The following is an 11,928-nucleotide window of genomic DNA, read 5'->3' on the forward strand; positions in this document are numbered from 1 at the left end:
TTTGGTCAGCGCTGCAATATTTTGCCCAACGCGCCCATGTCCATGGCCTCATTCATGCTCAACGGGCCGGAAAAGGTGAAGGGTTCCTTGTAGAGCGATTCATAGTGCATCTCTACAAACACGTCATTCCTTTGCAGGAAAAAGCTCATTTGCAGTAGGCACAAGGGGCCGAACTGTGTGCTTTTAGTCGGCTCCAGAATCGCGATGTCGATTCCCGGCCTGACCGCTGCGCCTTCGATGGGCCAACCTTTGGCGAAACACTCGGGATTCAGTCGCGCTTTCTCCAACACGGCGGGCCAGCGGCTGTCCCCAAGCCCATCGAACGTTTGATCGCCGACGCGAACGCTGAACGCAGTGATGATGCCCGGGCCAATCCCCTCATTGGAAAGGTACAGACCGCTTTTTTCCGCGGTCAAATGCGGCGTGATCATCAGGTAGGGCCGTACCGACAGTCGGTTGTGCTCGCGCATCAGGTCCAGTTGCCAGAAGGAAATCGACGCGGCGGCAATGGAAATCACCACTGCCGCCAGTGACAGGAGCGTACCGGAGGAAAACCTGGGCTTTTTCGGTGTCGGTGTGGCGGCAGCGGCGCGGCGGGGCTTGAAAAAGGGGTGTTGATGCATTCTTTTCACGGAGCGACTTCCTGTCGGTTTGGTTTGCCACTTTTCTGGGGTTCATGCTGTGGAGCGTTGCGGCTTGCTGTAAACACCCGGGCGATGATAACGCACCCAAACCGCGCCCTGTGCACAGGTAAAGATGCACTAAATGGTTGACTTATCCTTTTCAATCAGTAAGATACGCCGCATTCCGCGATAGCTCAGTTGGTAGAGCAAATGACTGTTAATCATTGGGTCCCTGGTTCGAGTCCAGGTCGTGGAGCCAGACATTGAAAAAAGCCTGCAGAGATGCAGGCTTTTTTTCGTTCAGGGCGGTTTTCCTGAGCGTCATCTTATAGCCCGAGTTTTATGAAGCTGTCTCTAATCCTTCGATTCTGAGGCAAGCAGTATGAAAATCGCAGCAATCGTTTCAACCAAGGGCGGACCGGGTAAAACCACGGTGGGCGCCAATCTAGGCGCGTTCTGCGCCGATGCAGCTCTTCGAACCCTACTTATTGATCTGGATAACCAGCCATCGCTGTCGTCGTTCTACGCGCTATCGCATGAAGCGCCAGGCGGCACCTATCAACTGATCGCGAATAATGAGACTCGGGTAGACCAGCTCATACCCGAAAAGACACAAGTGAGAATGAGTAGCAAATGGGAACTGCTGGTATATCATGCCTCGCGATTTCCAGGCAGGTTCACCTTCCCGTCCGCTCATCCATCAGGTCAAAAATTCATGCGTCGTACCCTGCTTTCTCTCTGCGTGCTTCAGGCGTTTTCACCTTTTGCTTGGGCGCAGGTTGCCAGCACCGAAAATGCCAGCCTCGAACTGCAAGCCATCAATGTCACGGGCGAATCAGACCCTGAGACGGCTCAAGGGCCGGTCAAGGGGTATCGCGCCACACGTTCGGCCAGTGCGACGCGCACTGACACATCAATTCATGAGACGCCTCAGTCCATCAGCGTAGTGCCCAAAGACGTGGTCGAGGATATCGGTGCCACTCGCTTGCAGGAGGCCCTGGACTATGCAGGCGGCGTTGGCCGCGCGAACAACTTCGGCGGCCAAGGGCTGACCAATTTCACTGTCCGAGGCTTTACAACCGCCGAGTTCTACCGCAACGGTTTTCCGATTAACCGGGGCTACCCAAACATGCCGGACGCCAACAGCATTGAGCGGCTTGAAGTGCTTCGCGGACCAGCGACGATGCTCTACGGACGTGGTGATCCCGGCGGTACCTTCAACATAGTTTCCAAGCAGCCTTTGCCTGAGCGGACGGTCACATTGGGTAGCCAACTGGATGATCAGGGTATGAAACGCGGCACCCTTGATGCTTCTGGCCCGCTGGATGAGCAAGGGCGCCTGGCCTATCGCCTCAACGTGGTAGGAGAGGGCGGCGACACCTTCCGCGACCATGTCTCAACCGAGCGCTATGGGGTAACGCCTGTACTGAGCTGGCAGGTCAATGACGACACCAAGGTGATTTTCGAAGGCGACTTCATGCGTAACAATCATCCGCTTGATCGAGGCCTGACTCGCTTTGCCAACCAACGCGGTACCGCATCCCGCGACACCTTCTGGGGTGAAAAATACGCCGGTAATCTGCACAACGATAACAACATGGCCCAGTTGCGGTTCGAGCATATGCTCAACGACAACTGGAGCCTGGGCGGTGGTTTCCAGTGGCTGGACGGTACGATGAAGGGTAATGCTGTTGAGGCCAACGGTCCTGACAGCATGAATGCCGATGGGCGGACACTCCAGCGCAACTTCAACTACCGCAAGCTGGACTGGACCGACAAAGACTATCAACTGAACCTGACCGGGCGCTTTTCCACGGGAGGCCTTGATCACACGTTGCTGACTGGCGTCGAGTACGAAGACTATGACTACAAGTCCATCATCCAACGCTCCAGCGCAACGCGGGGGGCTTTTCCAATCGATATCTTCAACCCGGTGTATGGCCAGCCACGTCCGGCGCTGACTCGTACGCCTACCCACGACAAAGAAAACCTCAAGACTTACGCGGCCTTCGTCCAGGATCAAGTGGCGCTGACCGAGCGTTTGAAGGTGCTCGCTGGTGCGCGCTTTGAGCGTTTCGAGCACGAGTACGAATCCTACGTGCTCGGCGTGAAACCCTGGAACGCCGCCGACAACGCCGTCACTCCGCGCGTTGGTGTGATGTATGACCTCACTGACACTGTCGCGATCTACGCGGATGCCGCGCGCTCGTTCAAGCCCAACACGGGCGCCAGTCGTCAAGGCGGCGGGTTCGAGCCGGAGAAGGGCAAGTCCTACGAGGTGGGCGTGAAGTGGGAAGCGCTTGACCGGCAGTTGAGCGTCGACGCGGCGATATATCAGATCGAGAAGAAAAATGTTCAGGGGGTTGACCCCGTTGACTCGGCCTTCAATGTCGCCACGGGGCAGGTACGCAGCCGCGGCTTCGATCTGAACGTGGCCGGAAACCTGACGCCCGAGTGGCGGATAATCGGCGGCTATGGCTATGTGGATGCCGCTGTGACCAAGGACACTACAGTGCGCACCGGAACGCGTCTGGCGAATATTCCGCGCAACAGCTTCAGCCTGCTCAATATGTATGAGTTTCAGGATGGTGCGCTCAAAGGATTGGGGCTCGGCGCAGGTGGAAAATACGTGGCCGAGCGTGCCGGGCAGACCGCCAATAACACGTTCTCGATGGGGGCTTACACCGTTGTCGACGTGCTCAGCTATTACAAGGTCAACGAAAAGCTCAGACTCAACCTCGACGTGAAGAACCTGTTCAATCGCGAGTACGAAGAAGGCTCGTTCCTGAACTTCTACGCTTACCCCGGTGAGCCGCGTACGGTGCAAGTGGGCATTTCTTATACCCTGTAGCCAGATCAGAGTACGGCTCGCCGTGCTTGATCGGAACACCTTGGGCCCGCCTTTGATCAGGCGGGCTTTGGCAGCGGAACATTGGTGCCTCTTGTCTTGTGAAACAACCTATTCAGATGATGTGTTCGAGTGGCTGCTGTTGGTCGATTGCTGTCTCACAAGAGGATCTCCTACGCTTGGAGGAATCGAGCGGGGCGGCATGGGCAAAGGGCACTGGACGTCTTGTCATCGGGCCTAGGCCCGCCACAAGCCCATCGCCGCAGGCCGCGGTGGCATTCACTGCGTGACCAGCCACCAGCCCTGGGTTTAGCCCGTTGCCCCGGCAAGGCGCCCGAGGCGCAGCCAGCCAATCAACACGGCGGCGATCAGCAAGAAGCCCAGGTAGCCAAACAGCGGGTATACCTGGCCGACCAGGCTGATAAAGCCGATCAGGCTGCCGGCAAAGGCCAGTGTGGCAAAGGCCGCCGAGCCGACCCGGAATGTACGGGTGCCGGGTGGCAGCAGGCGCGCCGAGAAGGAGTACAAGGTGCCGACGGCGGTATTGAGGATCATCAGGAAGATAATCACTGCCATCAGCAGCCCGAGAGCGGGCGAGACTTCGCTGGCGATGGACAGCATGGGCATCGGCAGGTCTGCCACGCTGTCCAGGCGCGACAACAGTCCCAGGCTCATGACCAGCATCAGCAGGCCCAAGATGGCGCCGCCGAGAATTCCCCCCCAGACCGCCTGTTTTTCGCTTTTCGCCGCGCCGCCCATGATCGCCAGGATCGGTACGCCGGCCACGATGTTGTAGGACACGTACAGCAATGCACCGAGCAGCCAATGGCTGGCGCCGGCACTCTGGCGGCTGGCCAGTTGATTCAGTTCAGCGAAGCTCAGGCCCCGGGTGGCAGCGCCGTAGAGCGCTACGCCGACGGCAGTGAGGATCAAAAACGGCGTGACCGAGCCGATCAGGCCGATGACTTTGTGCACGTCCAGGCACACGATAACGATCACCACCAGGGTGACCACCACGCTGCCCAGTGTGGCCGGGATGCCGAACTGCTGCTCCAGCAACGCACCGCCGCCTGCCAGCATGACCACGGTGACCGCAAACATGAAAAAGGTGATCATCAGGTCGACCAACACCCCCAGGTGCCGCCCGCACAATGCATACACCACGTCTTTATGGGAGGTGGCGCGCAGGCGGTTGCCCATGCCCGCCAGCGCCATACCGAGGAAGGTGAACAGTGCGGCGCTGAGCACCGCACCGAGCAATCCCCATACGCCGAAATCGACGAACATCAGCAACAGTTCCCGGCCCGAGGCGAACCCCGCACCGACGATCACACCGACAAATGCACCGGCAATCTTCAGACTTTCTTTCATGACGACTTCCCTTGAATTGTTTTTGTTAAGGGGCGTGCGAGCGTGCTTGCGAAAAACCGCAACGATAACGCGCTGTCCTTGAACCAACGCGTTGTTTCGAATCAGCGGGTTGGCGGGCCGACCCAGGCCTGGACTTCGATTTCTACATCGACCCCCAGCGCCAGTTGCGTGCCACCGACGGTGGAGCGCACCGGGAAACCCTGCTTGAAGTAGCGTGCGTACACCTCGTTGAAACCAGCGAAGTGCTGCATGTCCGACAGCCACACAGTGGCCTTGACCACGTGGTCAAACCCCACGCCGCATTCGGTCAGGGTTTCGCCGATGCGGCTCATGACAGCTTCGGTTTGCTGCTGGATATCACCGCGTACCACTTCGCCTTTTGGGTCCATGGGCACTTGCCCGGAGAGGTACAGCAAATCGCCCACCCGAATGGCTTTGGAGAACGGGTAGGGCAGGTGGCTGGGATAACGCTGGATATTTTCAGGCATGACAGGGAACCTCGGCAGAGTGAAGGGTCAGCGCAAACGGGCGGGAGCCAGGCGCTGTGGTTCGACGCCCTGGCGCTGCAGCGCTTGGGGCAAGGGTTGATCGAGCAATAGGGCACAGGCCAGCTGCGAGACACCGGCCGCCGACTGGATGCCATAACCGCCCTGGGCGGCGAGCCAGAAGAAGCCGTCACAGCGCTCGTCCCAACCAACCACCAGGTCGCCATCGGGCACGAAAGAGCGCAGGCCGGCCCAGCTGTGACGGGGCCGCCGGATGCTCAGGGAGGTGGCGGCTTCGATGTGATAAATCCCGGTGGCGATGTCCAGCTCTTCGGGCATCACGTCCTGTGGCGGAACCGGATCGGCGTTGGCCGGTGAGCCAAGCAGTTGGCCGGCGTCGGGTTTGAAGTAAAAACTTTCGTCGATGCTGATAACGGCGGGCCAGTTTGCAAAGTCCAGGCCTTCGGGACCGTCGAAGGTAAAGGCGGTACGCCGACAGGGTTGCAGGCCGATCGGTGCTACGCCGCATTGCTGTGCCACCTCATCGGCCCAGGCGCCAGCGGCGTTGACCAGGTTGCGCGCGCGCAGTTGTCGGCCGTCGGCCAGTGTCAGCAGCCAATGCCGGCCCTGGCGGGTGGCGCTGCTCAACTGCGCGTCACACTTCAAGACCCCTCCGGCACGACGCATGGCCCGCAGGAAACCCTGGTGCAGCGCATGCACATCGAGGTCGCGGGCCTCGGTTTCCAGCATGGCGCCGGCGATGACTTCCGGGCGCAGGCAAGGCACCAATGCCAACGCCTGTTCGCGATCAATCAGCGAAACATTGGCCGCGCAGGCCTGATGGCTGTCGAAGGTTTTTTGCAGCAACGCCTGCTGCTCGTGACTGGCCACATACAGGCAGCCGCGAGGCTCCAGCAGTGCGTGCTCGGTAAAGTCTGCCGGTGGTTGCTCGTAGAAGGCCCGGCTGGCACGGGTCAGCGCTTGAATCTGCGGGGTGCCGTAGGTTTCCATGAACATGGCGGCAGAGCGTCCGGTAGCGTGGTAGCCCGGCTGGCTCTCACGTTCGAGCACCACCACGCTGGCCTCTGCGGCCAGGCGATAGGCCAGGGACGCCCCCGCAATGCCGCCGCCGATGATGGCGAAATCGAAACAGTCACTGTCCTGCATGCCGAAGTCCCTTCTGTGTGCGAATGAGGCTTTTCTCGTTTTTGATAATTCTCACATAAGAGAAATGTAGGATATGAGAATTTTCCAGTCAAGCCTTCTTCGTGGGTTAATATTCCGGCCTGGATGCCCACCCCGTTTTTTGTACGACAGAGAGTCAGCATGAGTTCCGATCAGACAGCGTCAGCTTCGTGTTCCACGACCCATCCGCTGATAGATCGCAGCCAGGTAGGCGCCCGCTTACGGGGTATCCGCAAAAACCAGCAGCTGACGCTCAAGCAACTGTCCGAGCGTTCGGGTGTGGCACTGTCGACCCTGTCGAAGATGGAGCTGGCACAGGTCTCGGTGAGCTACGAAAAACTGGCGGCGGCGGCGCGGGCGCTGGGCGTGGATATTGCGCAGTTATTCAGCCCCGTGAAGACCGCGCCGAACCTGGTCCAGCCCACAGTGGTCAGCACCGCCATTGATAGTGCGGCGGGCTACAGCACGGGCAATTACGATTACCACCCGATGGCCGGGGATTTCCCGGGGCGGCGCATGACACCGATGTATGCGCGCATTTTCGCCCGGGAGCTGACCCAGTTTGACGACTACATCCGCCACCCCGGCCAGGAGTTTGCGGTGGTGCTGTCCGGGCGGGTGCGGATTCAATTCGAGACGGGCGAGTCCATCAGCATTGGCTGCCGCGAAACCGCCTATTTCAACAGCGGCATCGGTCATATCTACCTGGCCGAAAGCGAGGCGGACGCTGAAGTGATGGTGGTGATGACGGATTACTGAGGCGCGCTGGCGCCACTGCTCATCCAGTACTCCGCCTGGCCGCTGTGTTCATCGACCTGTTCATGGGTCACCACAAACCCTTGCGACAGATAGAACTGGCAACTGGCGGTGTTGTTTTTATACACCGCCAGGGTCAGCACGGGCCGCTGCGCCCTGGCGTGAGCCATCAAGCGTTTACCGATGCCTTGGCCCTGGCAATCGGGGGCGACAAACAGCGCGGCCATCTGGTTGTCGAGCAGCGAGTAGAAACCCACGACCCTTGAGTCGCGTTCCATGACGTAGGTTTCCGAGGCCGGGATATACAGGTTGCGCATGTTCTCGACCTGCGACTGCCAGAAGGCGGCGTCGATAAAGTCGTGGGCGATGAGCGACGCATCCAGCCAGATCTGCAGGACGCAATCGAGGTCTTTGGGTTCCAGGAGTCTGATCATTTTTCCAGTCTTGCGATGGTTTATTCGACGCTCAGGCCAGCCGCTTTCCAGTCGTCAAACCCGGCGCGCAGCCGGCGAGCGGGCAAGCCATGGGCGTGCAATGTGTTGATGGCGTCGGTGGACAGTACGCAATAAGGTCCACGGCAGTAGGCGATCACTTGCTTGCCTTTGGGCAGCTCGGCCAAGCGCTGCTGCAGGGCATTGGCCGGGATGTTGAGCGCGCCGGGCAAGTGCCCTGAAGCGAACTCATCTTCGGGACGCACATCCAGCAGCACCACGCTCTGGCTTTGCATCTGCAGCAACAGTTCCTCGATGGATATGCCTTCCAACCGCTCACGCCGCGAGAGGCTATCGAGGGCGACCTCGCGTATCTCGGCGTGCTGGTACGCCAGATAACCGCGCAATGCCTCCAGCAAGGGCGCCAGCGGGCCCGCTCCCAGGCTGTACAGCACGCGTTTGCCATCGCGGCGCGTTTGCACGATGCCCGCACGCTTGAGTTGCTGCAAATGCTGCGAAGCATTGGCGACAGACACCCCGGACAGTTGCGCCAGTTGTTCGACAGAGCGTTCTTCCTGGGCAATGTGCTCAAGCAGGGCCAGGCGATGGGCATGGCCCAGGGTCCGGGCAATGTCGGCCAGGGCGGTGAAATGATCGGCGGGGAATACGGGGCTTGACGGTTTCATGGCAAAGATCCTAGCATCGGCCAAACATTCAATCAATTAATTGAATGTTTGCTTAGGAGCGCCTAAGCCTCTGTGTTGCTCTCACCGCCAACGATCAAAAGGAGTAGGGACGTGCTTGAGTTTCTTGGGTATTCGGTGGTTATCGGGGCCGGTGCGACCTTGGTCATGGACCTTTGGGCGTTGTTGCTCAAGCGCTGCCTGGGCGTGCCGTCCCTGGATTTCACTATGGTGGGCCGTTGGATCGGCCATCTGCCACGTGGGCGCTGGATGCATGCCGGTATCGCCAAATCGCCTCCCGTGCCGGGGGAACGTCTGTTGGGGTGGGTCACCCATTACCTGATCGGGGTGTTCTTTGCGGCCTTGCTACTGCTGATGGTGGGAATTGAGTGGGCGCGGCAGCCGACGTTGCTGCCGGCCTTGAGCTTTGGCGTGCTGTCTGTGGTCGCCCCGTTCTTTGTCTTGCAACCGGCGATGGGGGCAGGCATTGCTGCGTCCAGAACGCCCCAGCCCAACACTGCGCGGTTGCGCAGCATTGTGGCCCATGGGGTGTTTGGGATAGGGCTGTACCTGGCCGCTTGGGCGTTGCTTCTGATTACAGGGTCTGCACGATGATCTGGCTCTTCAGGTCGCTGACCATGCTCTCGATCACCGGCTTCATCGCCTTGAAGTCCTCGGGGCTACATACCGTGTTGGCATGGGCAAACTTGAAGTGGCGGGTGATCAGGACCGTATTGCCTTCCTTGGCGTAGGTGGCCTGATAGTCAAAGCCGGCCTGTTGCAGGGACTGCGGCTTGGGCACGGCGAGGACCGTGACTTCCTTGGGAAACTCGAAGCGGGCCTGCTCCTGGGTTTCTCCCGAGAGGCAACCGAAGCCTTGGGTGCGGTCTTTTTCCGAGGCGAAGGCAAATACGTTCTGCGCAATGCCGCCCACCAGGCTGCTGAGCGCCGGAACACCGGTGGGGCCTGGCAGGTTGACCAGGTTGTCGGTGCGCCCTTCAAGGGAATTTTTGAACGGGTTGACTTCATCCTGCAGGGAATCGCTTTTAAACGTGCCCTGGCCCGTTTGCCCGTACCAGCCGAGGACATTGCGGACCATCGAGTCGCGGTCCGCTGGTTTCATGGCATTGAGCAGGTAGCGATTGAACTCCGAGCCCCAGCCTTCCACGGTGGTGGCATGCACAAAGTCCGCCGCACCGTTGCTGTCGACCTTGAACAACAGGTCGTTGCTGACCTTGCCGGTTTGCGCGGCCGGGGTCTTGGCCAGTTCGCCGGATTGCGTCAACAGCACCGGTTTGCCCAGCACCGGAATCGGCAGGTAGCCCGCGGCGATGGCAGTGGCGGTGGAGTCCAGGTACAGATCCAGGGCCGGCACGTAGGTAATCGCATGGTTGAGCACACCCAGGGTAGGCACTTTGGCCAGGGTGTAGCTGTTACCCAGGTTGACCAGCACCGGTGAGCTTTCGATCGCCACCGCGCGCAGCATGGCTTCAAGCAGGGCTACGTGGTCCTTGCAGTCGCCATAGCGGTTATCCAGCACGGCCTGGGCCGGATGCGGCACTACGCCGCCCGCGCCGACATATACCGCTACATAACGAATGTTCTTGCGCACCCAGTCGCTCAGGGCCAGGGCTTTGCTGCGCGGGGTGGTCAGGTTGGCCGTGAGTTGCTTGGCCAGGGCGGCAATGGCCGGTGTCACTTCTACCTGGGCCCTGGCCTCATAGGCCTGGGCAAAGTCCTTGTAGCTGGCGAAGGTCGAGACCGCGAGGAATTGACCGTAATCGACATAGGACACGGCGCCGTTTTCAATGCGCGCCTTTGCCTGCGGTACGTAGTCCCAACGGTACACTTTGCGCCCAGCGGCGGCGGCCGGGGTACTTGCCTTGAAGCCCCGGGCGTCAACAAACAGCGGCTTGTCGGCCGGTAAGTCGTAGCTCAGGCTCAACTGCTCGGCGTCATAGAAGTCCGGCACGAAGAAGTCTTCGAATTGCTCGGGGAACAGCGCCGTGGTGCGCTGGCGCTGGTAACGCAGGACCAGTCGGTCACCGGTCGCCACCTCCGGGAAAATCACTACCTTGACCCGCGAGTCCTGGAACATCGGCGCCTCTGAAGAGGCTGTCTCCTGCTGCTCCTTGATCTGCTCGGTGCCCACCTTGACCTTGCGGCCATCGGGTTTCTGGGTGAAGGCTTCAAGTACGTCGAGGGTTTCCAGAGAGCGGTTGTAGCTCAATGAACGTTGCGCGTTGCTCTTGATCGCCCGCTCTTCATTGATCCGCGTAACCAGTTCAATGGTCTGGACGAAACTGCCATCGGCATTGATCACGTAGGACTGTTGATTTTTTTCGAAGGTGGCCGAGTGGTCGGTTTCATCGGTGGCGGCCTGGGCCGTCAGTGAGCAAGCGGCCAAAAACAGTACGCCCAGCAGGCGCAGGGAGGGCAGGTAAGAGCCTTGCATAGAGATCCTTCTGACTAATGCGACGCTCACCCGGCGAGGGCGAGCGTATTGCGATAAACAAAGTGTTTAATGCGACGCATTATTATATAGATGCTCGGACAATGCAGGCTTTTTAATGGCAATCACGTGGCAGCGGGTCAGCGGTTATGCACATCCCCTAACGAATCACGCTGCATCGACTGCAGGTTTTTTTCGATGGTTTCGCAGATGGCTTCAGTCTGGATCTGGTGTTCACTGGAGCGAAACGGGCTTTGCAGGTCGGTGCCGATCCGTTCGATGGCCAGCAGCATAAACCCCACCACCGTCGATGCCAGCGGGGTGAACCAGCCCAGGGACTCCACCAGTCCCACCGGCACAATCAGGCAGAACAGCGAAATAAACAGCCGTGGAAAATACACATAGGGGTAGGGCAGTGGCGTATTGGCGATGCGTTCCATGCCGCCTTGGCTGTTGGACAGATCGACCATGGTGGATTCGAGCCGCGCCAGGCGAATGCTGTCCAGGCGCCCGGCCTTGTACTCCCGGGTCAGCAGGGCGGCGGAGCCGGTAAGGATGTCGTTGGCAAAGTTGTTGGTGGCACCGTTGCGTGCGAACTCGTCCGTGGGAATAAACGCCCGTACTTCCTCGGGGCACGGCTCGCCCCGCAGGTGCGCCGCCAGGCAATTCACATACGCCACATGGCGGCGCAGCAGGGTCGATTTGATCGGGTTGACCTCGTTGTCGGGGTCATCCAGCAACGTCAGCACCTGGCGTGCAAAGCTGCGCGAATTGTTCACCATCGCGCCCCACAGCGTGCGCGCTTCCCACCAACGGTTATAGGCGCTGGTATTACGAAAACTGATCAGCACCACCAGCGCCGAACCCAGCAGCGTCAGGGGCATCAGCGGCAGGTTGATCTTGGCGTTGAGGAACAGCATGAAGTCCACGGTGACCGCAATGTCCCAGAGCAACAGCCAGAACAGTGCCCAGCCGACATAACCCATGGTCTTGATAATCAAGCGGTACTTTTTGACGATGGCAGCTTTCAAACACAAACCTCCGAGCGGGCGAAAAGCATCAATGCCCTAGCTCGGACGGTGTCTGTGCAAGAA

The 11,928-nt window shown here is 59.6% G+C and carries 11 protein-coding genes and 1 tRNA gene; 4 read left to right on the plus strand and 8 right to left on the minus strand.

Features of this window, described 5'->3' with window-relative positions; all coding sequences use genetic code 11:
• Positions 1–5 precede the first annotated feature (5 nt).
• Positions 6–632 carry a hypothetical protein gene (locus tag HBO09_RS10305; RefSeq protein ID WP_169992408.1) on the minus strand — a complete coding sequence of 209 codons (627 nt, stop codon included), beginning with the start codon at positions 630–632 and terminating at the stop codon, positions 6–8.
• 174 nt (positions 633–806) lie between these two features.
• On the opposite strand from HBO09_RS10305, the gene HBO09_RS10310 reads away from it, so the two are divergent.
• Positions 807–882, plus strand: a tRNA-Asn gene (locus HBO09_RS10310).
• A 123-nt stretch (positions 883–1,005) separates the two neighbouring features.
• Positions 1,006–3,474 carry a TonB-dependent siderophore receptor gene (locus HBO09_RS10320; RefSeq protein WP_178120209.1) on the plus strand — a complete coding sequence of 823 codons (2,469 nt, stop codon included), beginning with the start codon at positions 1,006–1,008 and terminating at the stop codon, positions 3,472–3,474.
• Positions 3,475–3,780: 306 nt separating this feature from the next.
• Here HBO09_RS10320 and HBO09_RS10325 read toward each other — a convergent pair whose 3' ends face one another.
• The 3 genes from HBO09_RS10325 to HBO09_RS10335 all read right to left on the minus strand — a co-directional run bounded on the left by HBO09_RS10325 (position 3,781) and on the right by HBO09_RS10335 (position 6,494).
• Complete coding sequence (locus HBO09_RS10325) at positions 3,781–4,842, minus strand: hypothetical protein (protein WP_169992406.1); 1,062 nt, start codon at positions 4,840–4,842, stop codon at positions 3,781–3,783.
• Between the two features lie 101 nt (positions 4,843–4,943).
• Entirely contained in the window at positions 4,944–5,330 is a 387-nt protein-coding gene (locus HBO09_RS10330) for a Rid family detoxifying hydrolase (protein ID WP_169992404.1), read from the minus strand.
• Positions 5,331–5,357: 27 nt separating this feature from the next.
• Entirely contained in the window at positions 5,358–6,494 is a 1,137-nt protein-coding gene (locus tag HBO09_RS10335) for an FAD-dependent oxidoreductase (RefSeq protein WP_169992402.1), read from the minus strand.
• 159 nt (positions 6,495–6,653) lie between these two features.
• Between HBO09_RS10335 and HBO09_RS10340 the strand changes: the two genes are divergently transcribed.
• Entirely contained in the window at positions 6,654–7,271 is a 618-nt protein-coding gene (locus HBO09_RS10340; protein WP_169992400.1) for an XRE family transcriptional regulator, read from the plus strand.
• On the opposite strand, the gene HBO09_RS10345 is transcribed toward HBO09_RS10340, so the two are convergent.
• A complete protein-coding gene (locus HBO09_RS10345) occupies positions 7,265–7,702 on the minus strand; it encodes an N-acetyltransferase (RefSeq protein ID WP_169992398.1) in 438 nt (145 codons plus the stop codon). The genes HBO09_RS10340 and HBO09_RS10345 overlap by 7 nt on opposite strands.
• Before the next feature lie 20 nt (positions 7,703–7,722).
• Positions 7,723–8,385, minus strand: coding sequence for a metalloregulator ArsR/SmtB family transcription factor (locus HBO09_RS10350; RefSeq protein ID WP_169992396.1), 663 nt, complete (start codon positions 8,383–8,385; stop codon positions 7,723–7,725).
• Positions 8,386–8,496: 111 nt separating this feature from the next.
• Between HBO09_RS10350 and HBO09_RS10355 the strand changes: the two genes are divergently transcribed.
• Positions 8,497–8,997 (plus strand): DUF2938 domain-containing protein, encoded by a 501-nt coding sequence (locus HBO09_RS10355; protein WP_346266429.1) that lies wholly within the window; start codon positions 8,497–8,499, stop codon positions 8,995–8,997.
• Here the strand turns inward: HBO09_RS10355 and HBO09_RS10360 are convergent.
• Both HBO09_RS10360 and HBO09_RS10365 read right to left on the minus strand, forming a co-directional pair.
• On the minus strand, positions 8,978–10,837 hold the full coding sequence (locus HBO09_RS10360; protein WP_169992394.1) for a DUF3857 and transglutaminase domain-containing protein: 1,860 nt from the start codon (positions 10,835–10,837) through the stop codon (positions 8,978–8,980). The genes HBO09_RS10355 and HBO09_RS10360 overlap by 20 nt on opposite strands.
• Before the next feature lie 137 nt (positions 10,838–10,974).
• Positions 10,975–11,865 carry a bestrophin family ion channel gene (locus tag HBO09_RS10365; protein ID WP_169992392.1) on the minus strand — a complete coding sequence of 297 codons (891 nt, stop codon included), beginning with the start codon at positions 11,863–11,865 and terminating at the stop codon, positions 10,975–10,977.
• Between the last annotated feature and the right edge of the window lie 63 nt (positions 11,866–11,928).

The sequence above is a fragment of the Pseudomonas sp. WS 5027 genome, from assembly GCF_012985695.1.
In the GTDB taxonomy this organism is placed as follows: Bacteria; Pseudomonadota; Gammaproteobacteria; order Pseudomonadales; family Pseudomonadaceae; genus Aquipseudomonas; species Aquipseudomonas hygromyciniae.